At 59.1% G+C, this 20973-nt stretch carries 17 protein-coding genes; 9 read left to right on the top strand and 8 right to left on the bottom strand.

Annotated elements, in window-relative coordinates:
- The first annotated feature begins 31 nt into the window (after positions 1-31).
- Genes ACR0JA_RS20235 through ACR0JA_RS20215 form a run of 5 tightly spaced genes read left to right on the top strand, consistent with a single transcriptional unit; the run spans position 32 to position 5790 of the window.
- Positions 32-1477: an aldehyde dehydrogenase family protein gene (locus tag ACR0JA_RS20235; RefSeq protein WP_480578957.1), complete on the top strand. Its 1446-nt coding sequence runs from the start codon at positions 32-34 to the stop codon at positions 1475-1477.
- Positions 1477-2451, top strand: a complete 975-nt coding sequence (locus ACR0JA_RS20230) for a membrane dipeptidase (RefSeq protein WP_480579193.1) — start codon at positions 1477-1479, stop codon at positions 2449-2451. The genes ACR0JA_RS20235 and ACR0JA_RS20230 overlap by 1 nt, the downstream gene beginning before the upstream one ends.
- A 4-nt stretch (positions 2452-2455) precedes the next feature.
- Positions 2456-4141, top strand: a complete 1686-nt coding sequence (locus tag ACR0JA_RS20225) for a hypothetical protein (RefSeq protein ID WP_480578954.1) — start codon at positions 2456-2458, stop codon at positions 4139-4141.
- Positions 4138-4767: a DUF3726 domain-containing protein gene (locus ACR0JA_RS20220; protein WP_480578952.1), complete on the top strand. Its 630-nt coding sequence runs from the start codon at positions 4138-4140 to the stop codon at positions 4765-4767. Before ACR0JA_RS20225 ends, ACR0JA_RS20220 begins: the two co-directional genes overlap by 4 nt.
- Before the next feature lie 12 nt (positions 4768-4779).
- On the top strand, positions 4780-5790 hold the full coding sequence (locus ACR0JA_RS20215; protein ID WP_480578949.1) for an Ldh family oxidoreductase: 1011 nt from the start codon (positions 4780-4782) through the stop codon (positions 5788-5790).
- Between the two features lie 8 nt (positions 5791-5798).
- Here ACR0JA_RS20215 and ACR0JA_RS20210 read toward each other — a convergent pair whose 3' ends face one another.
- The 6 genes from ACR0JA_RS20210 to ACR0JA_RS20185 all read right to left on the bottom strand — a co-directional run bounded on the left by ACR0JA_RS20210 (position 5799) and on the right by ACR0JA_RS20185 (position 11823).
- Complete coding sequence (locus ACR0JA_RS20210) at positions 5799-6794, bottom strand: ABC transporter ATP-binding protein (protein ID WP_480578947.1); 996 nt, start codon at positions 6792-6794, stop codon at positions 5799-5801.
- Entirely contained in the window at positions 6791-7825 is a 1035-nt protein-coding gene (locus ACR0JA_RS20205) for a Gfo/Idh/MocA family protein (RefSeq protein WP_480578944.1), read from the bottom strand. Before ACR0JA_RS20205 ends, ACR0JA_RS20210 begins: the two co-directional genes overlap by 4 nt.
- The gene (locus ACR0JA_RS20200) at positions 7822-8661 is read right to left on the bottom strand and encodes a carbohydrate ABC transporter permease (protein ID WP_480578942.1); all 840 of its coding nucleotides are present in this window, start codon (positions 8659-8661) and stop codon (positions 7822-7824) included. The genes ACR0JA_RS20205 and ACR0JA_RS20200 overlap by 4 nt, the downstream gene beginning before the upstream one ends.
- Before the next feature lie 10 nt (positions 8662-8671).
- Positions 8672-9586, bottom strand: coding sequence for a carbohydrate ABC transporter permease (locus ACR0JA_RS20195; protein WP_480578940.1), 915 nt, complete (start codon positions 9584-9586; stop codon positions 8672-8674).
- A 63-nt stretch (positions 9587-9649) separates the two neighbouring features.
- Positions 9650-10903 carry an ABC transporter substrate-binding protein gene (locus tag ACR0JA_RS20190; RefSeq protein ID WP_480578937.1) on the bottom strand — a complete coding sequence of 418 codons (1254 nt, stop codon included), beginning with the start codon at positions 10901-10903 and terminating at the stop codon, positions 9650-9652.
- A complete protein-coding gene (locus tag ACR0JA_RS20185) occupies positions 10900-11823 on the bottom strand; it encodes an N-acetylmuramic acid 6-phosphate etherase (RefSeq protein WP_480578935.1) in 924 nt (307 codons plus the stop codon). Before ACR0JA_RS20185 ends, ACR0JA_RS20190 begins: the two co-directional genes overlap by 4 nt.
- Positions 11824-11984: 161 nt before the next feature.
- Here ACR0JA_RS20185 and ACR0JA_RS20180 point away from each other — a divergent pair, with 161 nt between their 5' ends.
- The 4 genes from ACR0JA_RS20180 to nagA are packed head-to-tail and all read left to right on the top strand — an operon-like array spanning position 11985 to position 15776.
- Positions 11985-12860 carry a glucosamine kinase nucleotide-binding domain-containing protein gene (locus ACR0JA_RS20180; RefSeq protein WP_480578932.1) on the top strand — a complete coding sequence of 292 codons (876 nt, stop codon included), beginning with the start codon at positions 11985-11987 and terminating at the stop codon, positions 12858-12860.
- Positions 12847-13602, top strand: coding sequence for a GntR family transcriptional regulator (locus ACR0JA_RS20175; RefSeq protein WP_480578930.1), 756 nt, complete (start codon positions 12847-12849; stop codon positions 13600-13602). The genes ACR0JA_RS20180 and ACR0JA_RS20175 overlap by 14 nt, the downstream gene beginning before the upstream one ends.
- Before the next feature lie 12 nt (positions 13603-13614).
- The gene (locus ACR0JA_RS20170) at positions 13615-14643 is read left to right on the top strand and encodes an SIS domain-containing protein (RefSeq protein ID WP_480578928.1); all 1029 of its coding nucleotides are present in this window, start codon (positions 13615-13617) and stop codon (positions 14641-14643) included.
- Entirely contained in the window at positions 14640-15776 is a 1137-nt protein-coding gene (gene nagA, locus ACR0JA_RS20165; RefSeq protein WP_480578926.1) for an N-acetylglucosamine-6-phosphate deacetylase, read from the top strand. The genes ACR0JA_RS20170 and nagA overlap by 4 nt, the downstream gene beginning before the upstream one ends.
- On the opposite strand, the gene ACR0JA_RS20160 is transcribed toward nagA, so the two are convergent.
- Together ACR0JA_RS20160 and ACR0JA_RS20155 are read right to left on the bottom strand one after the other, a co-directional pair.
- Positions 15773-19156 (bottom strand): error-prone DNA polymerase, encoded by a 3384-nt coding sequence (locus tag ACR0JA_RS20160; RefSeq protein ID WP_480578924.1) that lies wholly within the window; start codon positions 19154-19156, stop codon positions 15773-15775. The two genes, nagA and ACR0JA_RS20160, sit on opposite strands and share 4 nt — an antisense overlap.
- Positions 19153-20631: a Y-family DNA polymerase gene (locus tag ACR0JA_RS20155; RefSeq protein ID WP_480579191.1), complete on the bottom strand. Its 1479-nt coding sequence runs from the start codon at positions 20629-20631 to the stop codon at positions 19153-19155. Before ACR0JA_RS20155 ends, ACR0JA_RS20160 begins: the two co-directional genes overlap by 4 nt.
- Positions 20632-20973 lie beyond the last annotated feature (342 nt).

The following is a 20973-nucleotide window of genomic DNA, read 5'->3' as shown; positions in this document are numbered from 1 at the left end:
CTCCCAACCATTTTTTGACCTGGGGCTTACCGTGAACAACCTGAACCTGATCGCCGGCGAATGGCTGACTGGCGAAAGCGAGATTGAAAACCGCAACCCTTCAGATCTGAGCGACGTGATAGGGCTCTACGCGCAGGCCAGCGCAGATCAGCTTGAGGCGACTCTGGATCAGGCGCGCATCGCGCAGGCCGAGTGGGCAGCCTATGGGCTCGAGCGCAAGCAGGCCGTACTGATGAACATCGGTAACGAACTGATGGCCCGGGCCGAAGAGCTGGGCACACTTCTCAGCCGGGAAGAGGGCAAGCCGCTTGCAGAAGGCAAGGGCGAGGTTTTCCGCGCCGGTCAGTTTTTCACCTATTACGCCGCCGAGTGTTTGCGTCAGATTGGCGAGAACGCGGATTCCGTGCGCCCCGATATCGAGATCGACGTCCGGCGCGAGGCCGTCGGTGTGGTCGCGATCATCAGCCCCTGGAACTTCCCGACTGCCACCGCATCGTGGAAGATTGCACCGGCGCTGTGCTACGGCAACGCAGTGATCTGGAAACCCGCAAACATCACGCCTGCTTCCGCTGTTGCACTGACCGAGATCATCAACCGTCAGGATATTCCCAAAGGTCTGTTCAGCCTTGTCATGGGTTCGGGCCGGTCCATTGGGCAACGGCTGGTGGAAAGCCCCAAGGTCAATGCCATTTCATTCACCGGCTCGGTGCCGGTCGGCAAGGGAATTGCAGCCGCTGCAATCCAGAACCTGACCAAGGTTCAAATGGAAATGGGGTCGAAAAACGCATTGGCCGTGATGGATGACGCCGATCTCGATCTGGCGGTGTCGCTGGCGTTGGGCGGGGCCTTTGGAGGCACCGGTCAGAAATGTACCGCCTCATCGCGCCTGATCGTTCATTCGGCGATTCACGACGCGTTCGTTGAAAAGCTGGTGACAGGTGCGCAGGCGATGAAAGTTGGCCATGCGCTAGAGGATGGCACCCAGATGGGTCCGGTTGTCAGCCAGCAGCAGTTGACCGAGAACCTGGCCTATGTCGATCTGGGGAAATCCGAAGGTGCCGAACTGGCTTGCGGTGGGCAGCGTTTGGATATGCCCCACGATGGCTATTACATGAGCCCCGGCGTGTTCCTGAACACAACCAACGACATGCGCATCAACCGGGAAGAGATGTTTGCCCCGCTGACTTCGGTCATCAAAGTTTACAGCTATGACGAGGCGCTGGCGACGGTGAACGATACCAATTTCGGTCTGACTTCGGGCATTGTCACACAAAGCCTGGCGCGTGCCACGCATTTCCGTCGGAACGCGCGTACAGGGGTTGTCACCGTGAACCTGCCAACCGCAGGCACCGACTATCACGTGCCCTTTGGCGGACGCGGCGACAGCTCGTACGGCCCGCGTGAGCAGGGCAAGGCAGCGGCCGAGTTCTACACAACGGTCAAAACCGCATATATCAGCGCCGGAACGCCGGTGTGATGCGGATCGACGGCCTGCAATACGCCAATTGGTCGGAAAAGATTTTTCGACAACTGCGCGAAGGTGGCGTGGACGCGGTTCATGTCACCATCGCCTATCATGAGAATTTCCGGGAAACAGTTCTGAACTTTGAACAATGGAACAGGTGGTTCGAGCAATACCCGGATCTGATCATGAAGGGCCTGTGGGCCAGCGATATCGACGAGGCACGGGAAACCGGTCGCACGGCAATTTTCTTTGGCTTTCAGAACCCGTCACCCATCGAAGATGATATTGGCTTGGTCGAAATCGTGCACACGCTGGGCGCGCGGTTCATGCAGCTGACCTATAACAATCAGTCCTTGCTGGCGACAGGTTGCTACGAGGCCGAAGATACCGGCCTGACGCGAATGGGCCGTCAGGTTGTCAAGGAGATGAACCGCGTTGGCCTTGTGGTCGACATGAGCCACTCGGCAGATCGGTCCACGATCGAGGCGGCAGAACTGTCCGAGCGACCCATTGCCATCACCCACGCGAACCCGCATGAGTGGTCACCCGCGCTGCGCAACAAGCGTGATGCGGTGATCCGCGCGGTCACCGAAAATGGTGGGATGTTGGGATTTTCGGTCTATCCTCATCACCTGAAGGACAAATCTGACTGCACGTTGGAGAGTTTTTGCGAGATGATCGCACGGACCGCAGAAAAATATGGCGCCAAACATCTCGGGATCGGCACGGACCTGTGCCAGGATCAGCCCGACAGCGTGGTCGAATGGATGCGCGTCGGCCGGTGGAGCAAACAAATCGACTATGGTGAGGGGTCGGCCAGCAATCCCGGTTTCCCGCCGATGCCGGGGTGGTTCAGTGACAATCGGGACTTTGGGAATATCGAAAAAGGGTTGCGCGCAACCGGTCTGAATGACGACGAAGTGGCCGGGATCATGGGTGGAAACTGGTATCGGTTCTTCGCCGAAAACTTTGTCTCTCGGGGGTAACAGCATGGAAACGGCGCAGACACAATTCGGGACACGGGATCCCGCGACCGTCATGCGCCTGTCGCGATTGGGGTCGCTGCATCAATGCCGATTGAGTTTCATGCGGCAATTGACGCGCCGTATGGCACGGGAAAGCTGGTCGTTCTCGCGTCCGGTGTTTGACATCGACGACAACGGTGTCGGGCGTGCTGTCTACACCGCCCACGGACCGGAACGGGCATATTCACTGGTTGCTTTCGCGCATGACCTGCCGCCCGAGAAACGTTCGGACCGGGTCATCGCCGATGCCTGGGACGCGACATTTGCCTTGTTTGACGGTATCCCGACCAAAGCCGATATCGACCGTTTGGCGCAAAACGTACCGTTACAAGAGGCTGGGCGTGTCAGTGAAAGCGAGTTGTCATTGTCGCGGGCCAACCGCTCGGTCCGGTTGTGGGCCCATGTCGTCGATGCCCTTGCCAGTGGGGCGCAGCCGGATTTGGAGCAGATCTACCAAGTCGGTTACCTGATGCGTACGACCGCCGTGTATGGATCGGGCAAATTTGGCGCAGCAGATCGCGAGAAAATCGCCGGACGTCCGGAAACAAGCGCACCGTTTCAGGCCGAAATGTTGTCCGTGTTTCTGACCCGCGCCTTTGTTCGGGATCTGGTGCAGCACATGGCAAACGCCAAGGGCGGTGAGAAGACCGCCAAACTGGACTCAGGCATCGCCCAGTGGTTGGGCATTGGCAATTCAACCGGCCTCGGCATGGCGCCGTTCATCATCAACCACCCGGTCCTGTTCAACAATTGGATCATGGCGAGAGAGGAGGCCATCGCGCGCGTCCGATCGTTGGAGACCGCAACAGTGGCCGAAGCGGAGACCTTCCGTCAAATCTTTGAACGCAGTCGGCTTTCGATTTCTTGGTGGCGGTCAGAACATCCGATTCAGGTCGAGAAGCTGGCAAATCTGAAGGCGGATGTGCAAGCGATCTCGGGCTTTCTTGCCGAGGACGACCTTGTCGGCGATCACCCGTGGAACCGAATGCTGAGCTGGTCGGAAAGCACGCTCAGCGAAGAGGGTCAGGAGCTTTTGGCCTCGTTGGTTCTTGAACCTTACGCCAATCTTGTAGACGGGCTTGCCGCCAACATGGCCGACAGCAACCCCAGGGCGTTTGTGATCGACGGTCGGATGCAGATCGGTGACGTGCGCGACCTTGTTCGTAAGGTGTTCGGGTGGGCGTTGGAATTGGATTGGGGGGCTGCTGAAAACTGCGCACGGGCCTGGTATGTGTCCGAGGAAAAGCTGGAACCCCGATTAGGCGAACGGTTTGAAGAGCCGATTTCCGACTATGAACAACCGCTGGCCCCAGCCCGCGATGCGGCGGCGGCCTATGCCGCGCTTGGCGAATGGGACAATGCCAAACCGGTTGCCGAGTTTCTGCTGCGTCACCCCGAACATCGCCACACGATCCGGCGCATTCAGATGAACGGCATCGCGCCTTATGGCGAAATTTGCGACAACACGATCAGCTCTTCGGTGGCGCCGATTGATATGCTGCGGGCAAAGCTATCGTTCTTTGGTGCCACACATTTTGATCCGCGTTCAGATCGCTGGGTGCGTATCTGTATGTATGCCGGTGCGCCGTACCCCGAGGAATTGACTGGCGATAATGCTGATCTTTGGGTCTATCCGCAGGTGCCGGAATGAACCTTTCACTGAACGAAATGGAGGCGACCGCCAAACGGGCCACCCGCGGCGCGGGCTATAGTTGGGGTCAGGCGGAAGAGGCGTCAAAAGCGACCCGTTGGCTATGCGCCGAGGGGCTGGACGGGGCTGGTGCCCTGGCTCGCTTGCTGTCGCTTGGTTTGGCATCAAACCTTGCCGCACATCGTCCGCAGCAGGTTGATGGCCTCTGGCTGGGTGACGGTGATCTGTGCCCCTTGTCCGCTGGGCCGCTGCTGTCGGACTATGCGCTTCTGCTTGGTGAAGGTCCGATCGAGATGCAGTCCGTGGTATCGCCAGCATTGCTGTTACCTTTTGCCGCGAACACAGCCCGTGTGCTGGAGTGTGCGGTGACAATGGATCTCGACGGTCTAGAGGTGGTCACAGATGGTGAACGTCTCGCCTCGCCCGATGATTTGCCCGACATCGCACGCAGGGTTGTGGTTTCGCGCGGTACTGCCTCTGAAGTCCGCCGTAAACGGCAATCCCGAGCGCATCCCACAGACGATGATTGGGCCGTGCTGAACCGTTTCGCCCACCGCACCTACGCTCCCGCAACCGAGGAATCCCGTCTGCTGGGCGCAGGGGCCGGGCTTTCCGACAACGATTGAAGAGACATCCAAGTGACTGACACACGAACCCTCACCCTTGCTGAAATCGAAGACCTGTCTTTCCGCGCGCTGGTCGCGGCGGGCACCTCCGAGGACAACGCCCGCCCGCTGGCAGAAGCGACTGCGGCGACCGAGGCAGACGGCGTCGCCAGCCACGGTCTGGCCTACATCCCGATCTATGCCGAGCATGTGCAATGCGGTAAAGTTGATGGCCTGGCGAAGCCTGTGCTGTCTCGTCCCAAACCGGGGGTCATTACGGTTGATGCGGCGACCGGTTTTGCCCATTCCGCCATCGATCTGGGGTTTGAAACACTGATCCCGGCTGCGCGCGAGCAGGGCGTTGCGGTACTTGCCATCAGGAACAGCTATAATTGCGGGGTTTTGGGCTATCACACCTACCGGCTAGCGCAGGCCGGACTGGTTGCGTTGGGCTTCACCAACGCACCTGCATCGATTGCACCCTCGGGTGGGTCAAAGCCTGTTGTGGGGACCAATCCATTCTCGATCGCAGTCCCGGGGACCGATGGTCAGCCCGCTCTGCTGATTGACCAGAGCGCCAGCACCATCGCAAAAAGCGAAGTGATGAAACATGCGCGCGAAGGTAAACCGATCCCGGTGGGATGGGCGCTGGATTCCGATGGAAACCCGACCACCGATCCCGAGGTTGGACTGAAAGGGTCTATGGCACCTTCGGGTGGTTACAAGGGCGTGGGCATCGCTCTAACGGTTGAGTTGTTTGCCGCAGCGCTTACAGGCGCGACTCTGGGCATCAACGCTTCGCCATTTTCGGGAACTGCCGAGGGTCCACCAAAAACCGGCCAGTTCTTCATCGCTATCGATCCGGGCGCGACGGCCAACGGGCAGTTCGAAAAAGGTGTCGCTGGTCTGGTTGAGGCGATCCGCTTTCAGGACGGGGCGCATTTGCCTGGGGACGGACGCCGGGCGAAACGTCTGGCAGCGCGCAAAGACGGCGTCGCCGTGAACACCGCGACGCTTGCCAGGATCGAGGCCCTATTGGGCTAGGCGCGCCCTCAAACGATGCGTTCGCCGCTGGGGCCGAACCGATAAGTGCGCTCGGGCGGGTAACCAAAGTGGATCGGTTGACCTGCGCTGACTTCATGCTGGCCGAACAGACGTGCGGTGATTTGGTGCTCCTGCATTGACGCAATCACGTTTGTGTCTCCGCCCAGATGCTCGACATGGGTGACCTGGGCGGCAAGGGGGCCGTCATCCGCCAGAAACAGATCCTCGGGGCGAATACCGGTTGTGACATCTGCACTTTCGCCAATCAGGCTGGCGGGAAAGAAGTTCATCGAGGGCGCTCCCAGAAAACCGGCCACGAACTGGTTGGCCGGGTTGTTGTACAGCTCCATAGGGCTGCCGACCTGCTCGACGCGACCGTCGCGCAGGACGACGATCTTATCTGCAAGCGTCATCGCTTCGGTCTGGTCGTGGGTGACGTAGATCATCGAGGCGTCTAGCTGCTGATGCAAGTTGGCGATCTCCAGTCGCGTGTTCATGCGGAGGGCAGCATCCAGATTTGAGAGCGGCTCATCAAACAGGAACAGCTTGGGCTCGCGCACAATGGCGCGGCCGATGGCGACTCGCTGGCGTTGACCGCCGGACAATTCGGACGGGTAGCGGTCAATATAAGGCTCCAGATTCAGCATTTTGCTGGCCTTGGCGACGCGTTCTTCGATGATCTGCTTGCTCTGACCTTCCTGTTTCAGCGCCAGCGACATGTTTTTGCGTACGTTCAAATGGGGGTAAAGCGCATAGCTCTGGAACACCATGGCAATACCGCGTTTCGACGGAGGTGTCAGGTTCACGATGTCACCACCAATGCGGACCTCACCGGACGAGACATCTTCAAGCCCGGCAATTACCCGCAGAAGGGTGGACTTGCCGCAGCCCGACGGGCCCACGAAGACGACAAACTCTCCGTCGTCAACTTCGATATTGATATCTTTCAGCACATGGACGTTGCCAAAGGACTTGTTCACGTTCGTAAGCGTCAGGGCGGTCATGCGTTTGCCTCTTTCAGCGAAATGGGTTGGCCGGTGCGGATGCTTTCATCGGCGGCCAGGCAGATGGCCAGCGATTGCACAGCGTCGTTCATGTGGCGGGTCAGGTCGATGTCTTCGGCAATAGCGCGCAGCATATAGGCTTGTTCGGCGTCGCAGAGTTCCTGGTGGCCGGGCTCATCAGGCATGTCGATGGTCTGGTCACCCTCGGGCCGGTGTACCAGAAGGCCACCGACCTTGGTGTGGCCATCGATATCGGCTGACGCGCCCTTGTTGCCATCGGTGATCGAGACCGACCCGTTGGGTGACACGATGTCTTTCACGAAGAACGCGGTTTCCGACATCATCGGCCCCCAACCGGCCTCATACCAGCCGACCGAGCCGTCCTGGAAGATCACCTGAAACTGGCCATAATTGTACATGTCTTCGGCGATCTCGTTGCTTAGGCGCAGGCCCATGCCGTGCACGCGCACGGGGTCAGAGTCGGTGATCTGGCACATCACATCGACATAATGCACACCGCAATCGACGATCGGCGAGGTGGTCTGCATCAATGCCTTGTGTGTCTCCCACTCGGCCCCGCTGCTTTGCTGGTTGAGGTTCAGGCGGAACACGTAAGGCCCGCCCAGATCGCGCGCTTCCTTGATCAGGCGCATCCACGAAGGATGGTGGCGCAGGATATAGCCAATCACCAGCTTGCGGTTGGTCTCAACGGCTTTCGCAACAACGCGCTTGGCATCAGCCACAGTCGTCGCCAGCGGCTTTTCAACAAAGACATGCGCCCCGGCCTCCATCGCCGCGCAGGCGAAGTCGGCATGGCTGTCGGAATAGGTCGCGACAACCACCAGATCGGGGCTGGTTTCGGCCAGCGCTTCTTGGAAAACCGAATAGGCCGGGTAGTCGGATAGATCGGGATGATCTACACGACCGGACCGGTTCACCAGTCCAACGATCTGCGCGTCCGGGTGGTTGTGATGGGCCAATGCGTGGCTCAAGCCCATATTGCCAAGGCCAGCGATCAGAACTTTGGTCATTTGACAGCTCCTGAAGTGAGGCCGCGGATCAGCTGGCGCGAGAAGATGACATAGAGCACCAGCACCGGCAGGATAGCCATGCTGAGCGCCGACAGAACTGCGTTCCAGTCCGTCACAAACTGGCCGATGAAAACCTGGCTGCCCAGTGTCAGGGTTTTGGTTTCTTCCGAGGGTGCCAGGATCAACGGGAACCAAAGGTCATTCCAGATCGGGATCATGTTGAATACGGCCACTGTCGCCATTGCGGGGCGGACAAGAGGCAGGACCAGACGGAAGAAGATCGTGTATTCCGACAAGCCGTCCACGCGGCCCGCGTTTTTCAGATCGTCCGAGACCTGACGCATGAATTCGGACAGGATGAATACCGCAAGTGGCAACCCTTGGGCGGTATAGACGAGGATCAAAGCCCAAAGAGAATTCACCAGGCCGGTCGCCACCATCAACTCGAGAATGGCGACAGTGCCGATGCGGATCGGGATCATGATGCCAAGCGCCAGATACAGGCCCATCAGCATGTTGCCCTTGAACCGGTATTCACTAAGCGCAAAGGCCGCCATGGCACCGAACAGCAGAATGAAGACGAGTGATACGACAGTGACGATCAGCGAGTTCTGGAAATAGAGGAAGAAGTCCCCTTGCTTCATCACCGTTTGGTAACCGACCAGAGAGAAGCTTTCCGCGTCGGGCAGGGCGAGCGGTTCGCGGAAAATGGCGCGGCGGGTTTTGAAGCTGTTGATGATGATCACGAAGACCGGGAACAGCGCGATCAGCGTGTAGAGGATCAGCGCCCCGTGCATGGCGGCCGTATTCAGCGGGTTATGGCGTGCTTTGTTCATCTGTTCACTCTCACAGCTGATACCGGCGCATCCGGGTCTGGATGCCGAAGAGGTAGATACAGACACCCACTAGGATGATTGCGAACATGGCCCCGGCGATGGCCGATCCCATATGTGGATCACCCAGTTGCAACTGGAAGCCAAAGAAGGTCCGATACATGAAGGTACCAAGGATGTCGGTCGAGAAATCCGGACCTGCCAGCGCGCCTTGTGACACATAGATCAAGTCGAACGCGTTGAAATTCCCCACGAATGTCAGGATCGAGATGATGCCGATCGAGGGCAGGATCAAAGGCAGCTTGATCTTCCAGAATGCGGACGCTCCGGTGATGCCATCGATCTCTCCGGCCTCAAGGATCTCTTCGGGGATCGACAGCAGGGCGGCGTAGATCAGCATCATCGGGATGCCGACAAATTGCCAGACCGAGACCAGCGCGAGTGTTGTCAGAGCATACTCTTCTTTGCCCAACCACGGTGCAAACAGCGATTTCAGACCTATGGCGTCCAGCATCGACGGAGCAATGCCCCACAATGGCGACAGGATCAGTTTCCAGGCAAAGCCCACGATCACAAAGCTCAGGACGGTCGGGATGAAGATTGCTGACCGATATAGCGCGGCGAAACGCAGTCTGGGGTGGGACAAAAGCGCGGCCAACGCGACCCCGATTGGGTTCTGCACCAGCATGTGGATCAGGAAAAACCAAAAATTGTTGCCCAGGGCGTTCCAGAATTGGTCCGACCAGATTGGGTCAAAGAACAGCGTTCGGAAATTCTGCAAGCCCACAAAGATGCGGGTTTGATCAACCTCGGTGAACAGCGCAAGGCGCAGCGTGTTGAACAAGGGGAAGATCATCACCGCCGTGTAGACCAGCACCGCAGGGGCGAGGAAAACGGCAATGTGCCAGCGTATGCGGCGGGTTTGCATGGGAATCTCCGAGGAATGGGACCGGACGCGACCTGGCCGCGTCCGGTGTGAGTGGCCTGGGTTTTACTGGTGTGGTGCGTACCAGGTGGTCAGGCCGTCTTGCAGCCGCTGGCCGGCATCCTCGGGGCTTTCTGCACCCCGCACCACATTGGCCGATGCGTTCCAGGTTTCCAGTTCGAGGTTCGGTTCACCTCGAGACAGGATCTGGTAGGTCGAGCGGATTGTTGTTTCGCAATCATTGCGCCAGCTCACGAACTCTTTCGCGAGCGGGTCTTCCAGCTCAACCGGCTCGTTAGACAACGGGAAAAAGCCGGGCAGGGCGTTGCCGAAAATATTGGCAAACTCGGGCGACGCAACCCAGGCGAGGAACGTCCTTGCGGCCTCGGGGTTTTCTGTGGCCGCGTTCATGCCGATACCGATATCCGTGTGATCCGAGATATAGCAGGTATCGCCTGCATTACGCACCGGAGGTTTGAAAGCGCCCATCTCGAAATCGGCCTGCGTGTTGAAACCCGAGATCTCCCAGCTGCCTGCGGGATAGACAGCTGCGCGTCCCAGCGTGAACAGGTTCTGGCTGTCGGGATAAGTCTGCGCTTCGTACCCGTCGCCCAGATAGTCACCCCATTTCGCAAGTGTCGCATATGGCGCAACCCATTGTTCATCGGTCAATTTTTGCGAACCATCGATCAGGGCAATGCGTCCTTCCTCGCCCTTCCAGTAGGTGGGACCGATGTTCTGATAGCCCATCGTGGCAGCTTCCCACTGGTCGTTGGTTCCCATTGCCATCGGGATATAGGTGCCGTCTTCCTTGATTTTGTCGAGGGCGGCAAAGAACTCTGCCTCTGTGGTTGGCACCTCAATCCCCAGCTCGCTGAAAGCGTCCTTGTTGTAGATGAAACCGTGGATCACCGACGCCATCGGAACGCAAAACGTGGCCGAACCGTCATCGGTCTGCCAAGCGGCTTTTGCCACGTCGGAGAAGTTGGACATTGCGGAAAGGTCCGACAGGTCCGACAGATGTCCGCCGTCATAGAGCCCCAGAGACCGGTCAAATGGGCGGCAAGTTATGATGTCTCCGGCAGAGCCTGCTTCGAGCTTTGCATTCAGTGCAGCATCGTATTCAGTGGGGGCAAACGGCGAAAAAACAAGCTTTATCCCGGGGTTAGCGGATTCAAATGCCGGAATGATCTTGTCCTGCCATAGGGTCAGGTCGTCGTTTCGCCAGCTTTCGATCGTCAGTGTGACGTCTTCGGCGTAAGCGCTGCTTGCGACGAGCGCGGTGCTCATCAAGGCCAAGCTCAAAACTCTGCGTTTCATGTGTTTTCTCCCAGGTTGATGGATTCGTTGTTGTGTTTCAGGTGCGCCATGGCGGGGCGCAGGTGATCGTCTGCGTCGCGCAGCAAATCCCTTGCTTCGTCCGGTGTTTTGGCACCGGCGGCGATAAGGGCTGCTTGCTTGAGGTTGCCATCTGCTGCCATCAACGCGGCGTCGGCAATTGCGGGTGTTACACCGGTCAATTGGCAGACAATGCCATTGGCGCGTGCGCGCAATTTGTCATTGTCGGCGCGCAGGTTGATCATCATGCCGTCCTGAATATGGCCGAGTTCGAGTGCCATCAACGTCGACAACATATTCAACGCGATTTTCTGTGCGGTCCCGGCACCCATTCGGGTCGAGCCCGAGATCAGCTCGGGCGGGGTAGGTAGCAAAACGGCGTGATCGGCCAGTTCAAGCAACGGCGCGTTCGGGTTATTGGCAATGCCGATAACGGGTGTCCCATTCGCGCGGGCAATTTTGGCAGCGGCGATGGTATAGGGGGTGGTTCCACTGGCTGAGACAGTGATCAGAATGTCCCGCGGGGACAGATCGCCCAGTTCATCTTCCAGCTCATCCGCAACATCTTCGACGTCACCCGGCATCATGGCCGAGGTTGGCAGACCCCCGGCTAGGTGGATGCGTATCTGGTCCGCTGGAATTGAAAAGGTTCCCCCAAGTTCCAGTGCGTCGGACGCTGCCATAAGGCCTGATGATCCGGCAGCCAAATAGCGCAAAGCGCCGCCCGACCGGATCGTATCGGCCATGGCTTTTGCACCTGCGCAAATGTTGGTTACAGCGTTCAAAGGGGCTGCGGCAGCTGCGGCTTGCGCCTGCGCCAGAAGACAAGCGACCTCGAGCAGCGGCCTGATGTCGAGCCCGCGCGCGTCTTGGTGCAATTGTTCGGTCACTGGCGTGGTCACCTGATTCTCCCCCAAAGCTTCTGGCATCATACCTTTTAGATACCATTAGTCTACCATTTATTTTGCCCTAACAAAAACAAGGGGTATTTCAGCGGTTTGGTTATATTTGGGACTTCAAATTTCTACAAAGGTATTATAAAGGTATTTCCATGGACCAATCTATGGAATCACTCGTTTTGGCCGCCGATGGCGGCGGGACGCGCTGCCGGATCGCTGTTTCTGGCGGCGGTTTGGATCATAGGGTCGAGGTTGGCGCCGCCAATGTGACGACCGACTTTGACGCGGCTTGCGTCGAATTGCGCCGAGGGTTTGATGTTTTGGCATCTCAGCTCGGTCGCTCATTGAATGAACTCGCGCGCGTTCCGGCGTATCTCGGGCTTGCGGGCATTACCGGCAACGAAATAGCCGAGAGACTCGCGGCGGCTTTGCCCTTTGACAAAGTTCGGATCGAAGATGACCGCACATCAGCGCTGCGTGGGGCCTTGGGCCCAAAGGACGGGTTTGTGGCGCATTGCGGGACCGGGTCTTTCATTGCGGCGCAAGCATCTGGCGGCGTTCGACTTGCCGGAGGGTGGGGCCCTGTTCTTGGGGATCAGGCGTCGGCGCAATGGGTCGGTCGGCGAGCGTTGTCAATGTCTCTTGAAAACGTTGATGGGACGGCCCAGCCGTCAAAATTGGTGAACGAGATTTTGTCTTCGTTTGGTGGGGCAAGCGAAATCGTTCAGGCCGCTGCCAAAATGACACCCGGTGAATTTGGCGCGTTTGCGCCGATCGTGACGAAGCACGCAAAGCGTGGCGATGGGCTGGCCGAAGACATAATGCGGGATGGGGCAGGCTATCTGGCAGATCGTATGACCAAATTGGGTTGGGTCGCGGGCTTGCCGATTTGCCTGACCGGTGGAATCGGGCCGCTATATACCGAATACCTGCCCAAAGCCATGCAAGCCGATCTGGTCGAACCTCTGGGCGACCCGCTATCGGGCGCTCTGGCATTGGCGCGCGCGTACCAAAGGGAGATCGAACATGAGCGTAGCTGATTTCCTGCGGCCCGAGGGGTGGTTGGGGCAGACATCCGGCCCGCGTTACGTGCAACTGCGTCAACGGCTTGAGAAAGGCATCGAAGAGGGGATCCTGCCGCCCAACAGTTCGCTGCCGCCCGAGCGCGAAATCGCTGAACTGACAGACCTGTCGCGCGTGACCGTTCGGAAAGCCATTCAAGAGCTTGTGCGCAAGGGGGCGATCGAACAGCGGCAAGGGTCCGGCTCGTTTGTGCGCGAACCAGTGGCGCGGGTCGAGCAGTCGCTATCGCACCTGACCTCTTTCACCGAAGACATGGAGCGGCGCGGATACGAGACGACCTCAAAATGGCTTGAACGGGGAATTTTCCTGCCGTCGCCGGAAGAGATGATGGCGCTGGGTTTGTCCGCAAACGAGCAGGTTGCGCGCATCCACCGTCTCCGCGAAGCAGGGGGGCGGCCGATGGCGCTGGAGCGCGCAGCCCTGCCGCTGGATATCCTGCCGAACCCGACCGAAGTGACCGGGTCGCTTTATGCGGTTCTCGATCAATCCGGTTTTCGGCCCGTTCGCGCGATTCAAAAGATCTCGGCCATCAATCTTGAAGCGCCCGAAGCTGAACTTCTGGATGTCGCAGAAGGTACGGCCGGGCTGCGGATCCAACGGACCTCTTATCTGGAAAGTGGCCGGGTCGCCGAATTGACCCGGTCGATCTATCACGGCGATGCCTACGATTTCGTGGCAGAGCTGCGCCTGTCAACTTGAAAGCCTGGGAAAATGTCTGACAAAACCACTCAAATGCGGCTGGAAATCAATGAGATACCCGACGCCGTGGATCGTCTGCTGACGGAAGGCGCGGATCTGATTGCAAAGGCGGCCGATGAAATTCGTGCCCGCGATCCGCGTTTTCTGATCTCGGTGGCGCGTGGATCTTCGGATCACGCCTGTAGTTTTCTGAAATATGCCTCCGAGCTGTTGCTCGGCCTGCCAATGGCGTCGGTCGGACCATCGGTCAAGTCGATCTACGGTGTCGATATGCGGTGCGACGGTGCGGTGTGCATATCGGTTTCGCAGTCGGGCCAAAGCCCGGACATTGTTCAACTGACGCAGTCGCTGACCGCAGGCGGGGCCTATTCGGTCGCCATCACCAACAACACCGCCTCGGCGCTTACCGAAGCGGCGACCGCGACTTTGCCGATCCATGCCGGACCCGAGTTGAGCGTGGCAGCCACCAAGACATTTGTGACCTCACTGGTCACAGGTCTTTGGTTGATCGCGCGTGTGAAGGGCGATGACCAATTGCTGCGGGCGATCCATGGGCTTCCGGACAGCCTGTCCGCGGCCATTGCCTGTGACTGGAGCGTCGTGGCAAATGCTGTTGACGGAAGCTCGTTGTTCACGCTGGGGCGCGGCACGTCTTTTGCGATCTCGAACGAAGCGGCGCTGAAGTTCAAGGAAACCTGCCAGATTCACGCCGAAAGCTATTCAGCGGCCGAGGTTCTTCACGGACCGGTTTCTATCGTTGATCACGGGTTCCCGGTCCTGGCGCTGTCGTCGGGCGATGCGGCCGAGGCCAATATGGCCGATGTCGCCGATCAGTTGGCCTTGAAAGGGGCCGAAGTCTTCGCCACGACCAGCCGCGTAAAGCAGGCGACGGTGCTGCCGCATGTTCGAACTTCTCACTGGATGACGGATCCGATACCAACAATCGCCTCGTTTTACGGGATGGTCGAATATGTTGCCGCGCAACGCGGTATCGATCCAGACACCCCGCGCCACCTAAAAAAAGTGACTGAAACGGTATGAGCATCCCACAGGTGACATTTGCTGGCGGCCTGATCTTTGATGGCAACACATTGCATGAAGGTCATGCCGCGCGCTTCAGGAACGGTCTGTTGGATGCTGTCATCCCAGACACCCAGATACCCGCAGAGGACCGGGTCGAAGATCTGGCCGGTGACATTCTCAGCCCGGGCTATGTCGATCTGCAGGTGAACGGGGGTGGTGGGGTCATGTTCAATGACGACCCATCTGCCGAAACGCTGGCGCGGATCGCTGCGGCCCATCGGGATTTAGGCGCTACCCGCATCCTGCCGACGCTGATAACGGACACACCCGAGAAAACGCGTGCCGCCATTGCCGCCGCCATCACGGCCGTTGATCAGAATGTCCCCGGCGTTGCAGGGCTGCATCTGGAAGGGCCGCACCTGTCCGAGCGGCGCAAGGGTGCGCACGACGCCACCTTGATCCGCCCGATGCTACAGGCCGATCTGGATGCGATGATCGAGGCTGCGGCGCGCCTGCCGGTCCTTATGGTCACACTGGCGCCCGAGAGCACGACGCTGGCGCAGGTTGAGGCTCTGACGCAGGCCGGTGTGATTGTCTCATTGGGCCATACAGATGCACCATTTGAAACCTGCATGGACTATGCTGGTGCCGGTGCGCGCTGCGCCACGCATCTGTTCAATGCCATGAGCCAACTTGGCAGCCGAGAGCCCGGTTTGGTCGGCGCTACGCTGGCCTGCGGTGAGATGTCGGCGGGATTGATCGCAGATGCCGTTCACGTACATCCGGCAACGCTGCGTGCCGCGTGGGATGCCAAACGCGGTCCCGGGAAGTTGTTCCTGGTCAGTGACGCAATGGCGGTGGCGGGCACGTCGCTGTCAGAGTTCACGCTGGAAGGTCGCGTCATCCGCCGCAAGGACGGCAGGTTGAATCTAGAGGACGGCACTCTGGCTGGCGCTGACCTGGATCTCACCACGGCTGTTCGCGTGCTGACGACTCAGGCGGGTATTCCATTGCCGCACGCAATGGCGGCGGCGACAAGCGTTCCTGCGGCCCTCATTGCAAACGGACGGGCATCACAACCGCTGAAGCTGGCTGAAACCATACGGATTGCGCCGGACCTTTCCCAAGCCAGCCCTGTGCGTTCGCTTTAGTGAAAGTCCCGGCTGGGGAACAGCCGCTTAGCCTGGTCGCGAGGGTGCATTGCGCGGGCGGGGTAGCGGGTATTTTTGGGGGTATCATCTGTCCGGGGACCTTCGGTGGTCAGCGCTTCGGGTTGTGGGTGGCCCAATTCGGACAGTTTATGTGACAGGTCTTGCACATCCTGCGCGATCAGATGCACGACAATCCCTTCGCGCTGTAGGTAACCTGTAACGCGGAGCAGCCGTCCGCCCATGACGGTACGCCGGAAACGCTCATAGACCTTGGGCCAGACGACCACATTGCTGACGCCGGTTTCATCTTCAAGCGTCAGGAAGATCACGCCTGATGCCGTGCCCGGGCGTTGCCGGGTGATGACAAGGCCACAGACACTGTAACGGCCCAGGGGGATCTCTGGCAAAGACGCGTGCGTCACAAGCCCGGGGATCATGGGGCGCAAAAGCTCCATCGGGTGGGCGCGCAGGGTCAGTCGGGTAGAGACATAGTCTTCCACGACCTCTTCGCCCAATTGCATATTGGGCAGCAGAACATCTGGCTCATTGATAATTTCGCCATCGATGGGGTCATCAAACAAGGGCAGCGGTTTGGTGCTTTGAATGGCTTTGACTTTCCAAAGCGCATCACGCCGCGTCAGGCCCATGTCGGAAAACGTGTCCGCTTCGGCAAGCCGCACCAACACATCCGGTCGGGCACCGGCCCGAAGCCACAGCGCCTCGGGGTCGGGGTAACCATTGCCCCGGGCGGCGACAATCCACCTTGCGTCCTCTTCCTTGAGCCCTTTGATCTGACGGAACCCAAGCCGAAGGGCCAAGGCCCCGTCAGGGCGGCGTTCCAGCGTGTTGTCCCAATCGGAATGGTTCACACAGATCGGACGGGTTTCCACGCCGTGTTCGCGGACATCACGCACAATTTGCGCCGGGGCATAAAACCCCATCGGCTGGGAATTCAGCAAAGCGCAGGCAAAAATCGCCGGGTGGTGGCATTTCAGCCAGGCCGACACATAGGCCAGCATGGCAAAGGCCGCGGCGTGGCTTTCGGGAAAGCCATAATCGGCAAAGCCTTCGATCTGACCAAAGCAGCGTTCGGCCACGCCCTGAGAATAACCGTTCTTCAACATACCGGCGATGAACTTGTCCCGGTATTTACCAATTGTGCCCATGCGCCGGAACGTTGCGAGTGAGCGGCGTAAATGATCGGCCTCTTCGGCGGAAAACCCGGCGCCCACGACAGCGATCTGCAGCGCCTGTTCCTGAAAAAGCGGAACACCCAGTGTGCGCTTGGTCACCTGTTCCAGTTCCGGGCCAAAGGGCTCGGGCTTTTCCAACCCGTTTCGGCGGCGGATATAGGGCTGCACCATATCCCCCTGAATGGGGCCGGGGCGGACAATGGCGACCTCGATGACCAGATCATAAAATTCGCGCGGCCGCATTCGGGGCAGAAAGTTCATTTGCGCCCGGCTTTCGACCTGAAAGACGCCAACGGCATCGGCACGACACAGCATGTCATAGGTGGGCTCATCCTGTTGTGGGATAGAGGCGATGCTGTGGCTGATGTTGTTGTGCTGCTGCATCAACTCAAAGGATTTCCGAAGACAGCTGAGCATCCCCAGCCCCAGCACATCCACTTTCAGGATGCGCAGCGCATCGATGTCATCTTTATCCCAGCAGATCACAGTGCGGTCTTCCATCGCCGCGTTTTCGATCGGGGCCAGTTCGTCCAGCCGCCCGCGGGTGATGACAAAACCACCAACATGTTGGGACAGGTGGCGGGGAAAGCCGATAATCTCGCCAATCAGGCGGATCGTCTGCATCAGGCGGCGGTCTTGTGGATCAAGGCCCATCTCGCGGATCCGGTCCATGTCCACTCCGCCATTGCTCATACCCCAGATTTGACCCGTCAGCCCTGCGGTCACATCCTGGCTGAGCCCCATGACTTTGCCCACCTCTCGAATGGCGGCGCGTGTGCGGAAATGGATCACAGTCGCGCAGAGCCCGGCACGGTGACGGCCGTATTTCTCATAAATCCACTGGATCACCTCTTCGCGGCGTTCATGTTCGAAATCCACGTCGATATCGGGCGGCTCGCCCCGATATTTGGACACGAACCGTTCAAAGACCATCGCGATCAGATCGGGGCTTACATCTGTGATGCCCAAAAGGTAGCACAGGATGGAATTGGCCGCAGAGCCGCGACCCTGACACAAGATGCCTTTTGATTTGGCAAATTGCACAATGTCATGAACGGTCAGGAAATAGGCCGGGAACTCAAGCTCTTTGACGACCGCCAACTCTTTGTGCATGAGCTGGATCGCCCGTTCCGATGGGCCATCAGGGTATCGGCGCTTCAAACCCTCTTTTGCCAGGCGCTCCAGGCGTTCTTGGGGCGCTTCGCCATCGGTTTCCTCATGCGGGTATTCATAGGACAATTCGCTCAGGTCGAAGCTGCATTTGTCAGCGATCTCCAATGTGCGCCGCAACGCGGCCGGATGATCCCGGAAAACACGCGCCATATCGGCCCCCGCTTTCAGACGGCGCTCGCCATTGGGCAGGGCACGGGTGCCGATCTCATCAATGGTGATATGTTCGCGCATGCAGGTCAGCACATCCGCAAGCTGCCGCCGATTGGCGCGGTGCATCAGAACGTCGCCCACTGCCACCATCGGGGTTGATGCCCGTTGCGCGGCCCGGGCGCAGGCCGCCAAATAGGCTTGATCACCGCCGTCATAGCGTGGGGCCGTTCCCAGAAAGACGTGATTGGGGAAATGGCGTGCGAGTAATCGAATGTCCCGGATCGCTTCGTCCAGCCCCGCCTGAGGCAAGGCGATCAAGCTCATGCCTTTGCAGGCCGAAATCATATCCTTGGGGTATAGAATGCATTGCCCTTTTTCTGCGCGCCGCTTGCCGACAGTCAGCAGGCGCGTCAGTCGTTGATAGGCAGCCCGGTCATGCGGCAGCGCAACCCATTCAACCGCGCTGTCCTGCAACACCAATCGGCACCCCACGATAAGTTTTGGAAACTTTGTTAGGGGCGGCCTGTCAATTGGGGTGCTGTTTCCAACCTCTTGCCGAGAGGATGAGTCCACCCGTTGGTGAGAGCGGATTTGCAGGGTGTCCTGTGTGTCCTGTTTGAGCTGCTTCAAGGCGCTCCAGGCGCGCACGACACCCGCCAGCGAGTTCCGATCGGTAATTGCCAGCGCGGACAGGCCCAATTCTGCGGCGCGCACCACCAACTCTTCGGGATGCGAGGCGCCGGTCAGAAAGGTGAAGTTCGTGGTGACGCATAATTCGGCATAGCTTTGCCGCTGCGCGCGACTGTCCAGCACATCACGCCGAGCGGCCTCGGCCAGGCGATGGGGCTGGTTGACGTCGGTCATGCGAATTCCCCCTGCACGAACCAGCCCGGGTTTTGCGGTGTGTAAAACAACCACAAACGCCGCCCTTGCGTGGTTTCCACGCGCCAGTAATCGCGAAGACCCGAGCGCCAGTTCTCGTCATCCAGCCACCATTCAGGGGCAATGCGTTCGGGGCCTGTGGCGCGGGTGGTGGTCAACGGCATGCGCCGCCAGCGAAAATGTCTTGGCGGGCGGGCCCCTTGTCCCGAAACTGGTTCGGCGGGAAAAAGGCAGATCGGGCGCGGCTGGACGCAGGCCCAACTGCTGGCAGGTTCTGAATAGGCCGCAGGCGCAATGATAAAACTACGCTCGGGAATATGGCTGTCGGCGGGCAGAAACCGTTGGATGTTTTCCAGGCCAATCCGTGTGCCCAGCCGCGAGATCAGATCGTCCAGCTTGTCTTTGCCGCCATCCGAGACATGGCTGATCTGTTGCACGGGCAGGGCTTCCACCTGGGTGGCCTCAAGCCTCAGCATGTCAATGCCAAACCCCGCATCGATCTCGGCCAATCCGCGTTCAAAGAGCGGCAGAATGCGGTGGGGGTCGCGCAGCGGACGGGCCAGACGCAGCTCAACCTGTTGCTGATCCTGATCGACCCGGCGCAGAGACAGGCAGAGACGCCGCGCACCCATGTCCTGTGCTTTCAGTTTTGCGCAGAGTTGGATCAGCAACCGCTCGGTCCCTGCCATTACGTCTGACAGCAGGCCGATCGGGTCGGGCAAGGTCATCCGCACCGCATAATGTGGTGGGGTACGATGCGGAGAAATCTCTTCCGGCTGCGCGCCCAGAGCCTGATCCAGCCGCCGCAACAGCACGGGTCCAAAGCGGCGGTTCAGCGGCCCGCGCGCTGCCTGCGCCAGATCGCCAATGCTGCGCAGCCCAAGCCGTTGCAACGCGATCGACATCTGTTCGTCAATGCGCAAAGCGGCGGCAGGCAAGGCGCTTAACGTGGCCAGCATCTTGCCGCTTGGGGCAATTCCCTCATCATAATGCGCCAAGGCCCAGGCCGCCCCGCGCGTATCCGCCAGACCAATCTGAACCGATAGCCCGGCGCGCATCAGACGGCTGCGCATATCCGCCAGCATCGCCTCTTCCCCGCCAAAAAGATGCGCCGACCCGGTAATGTCCATCACCAACCCGTCTTCTCCTTCCAGCCCGACCCAGGGGCAATAGCGGGTGGCCCATCGGCACAGAAGGTGCAGGAACCGCTGGTCCAGTTCCGGCTCTGCCACACGGCTTTGCAGGTTTGGACAAAAGGCGCGGGCATCCGCATAAGACATGCCGTGATGCAGACCCTGCTGCAGCGCGTCGGTATTGAGGCAATAAAGGCGATTGGCATTTTTCTGGTTCAGCGTCAGCGCAAACGGCCCATCCACCGGGCATCGCCGAAGAACCCGGTCACTGGCGAGACGGGGAAACCACAAGGAAACGACGCGACGCTGTATCCCATCGAACATGCCAGACACCAAATGTTCCTGATTTGTTCTTTATAAGTCTCTGCCTTTACGGAGTCGAGTCGGAGAAAGAGACACGGGTATTCTTGGGTTTCCGGATGAAGTGCACTTTTGAACGGTCGCCGCCCGGTAACAATATCTCGGCCAAAGCCTTCCTGCACCGCAGCAAACGCGAAAAGCCTGATCAGAAAGGCGTTTGCACCGTGTTCAGATCATCGCATTCTGCGCCAGTGACAGGTTGTTTTTAACAGAATGGCTTATTTTGTTGAAAAACTCATCCTTGATCGCCGCATGAACTGCTGATTCAATTCTTCCAATGGGCTGGAGGATTGGCGATGATGGGAC

Source organism: Ruegeria sp. AM4, from assembly GCF_056540665.1.
The sequence above is the reverse complement of the archived record's forward strand: the minus strand, read 5'-3'. Positions and strand labels throughout refer to the sequence as shown.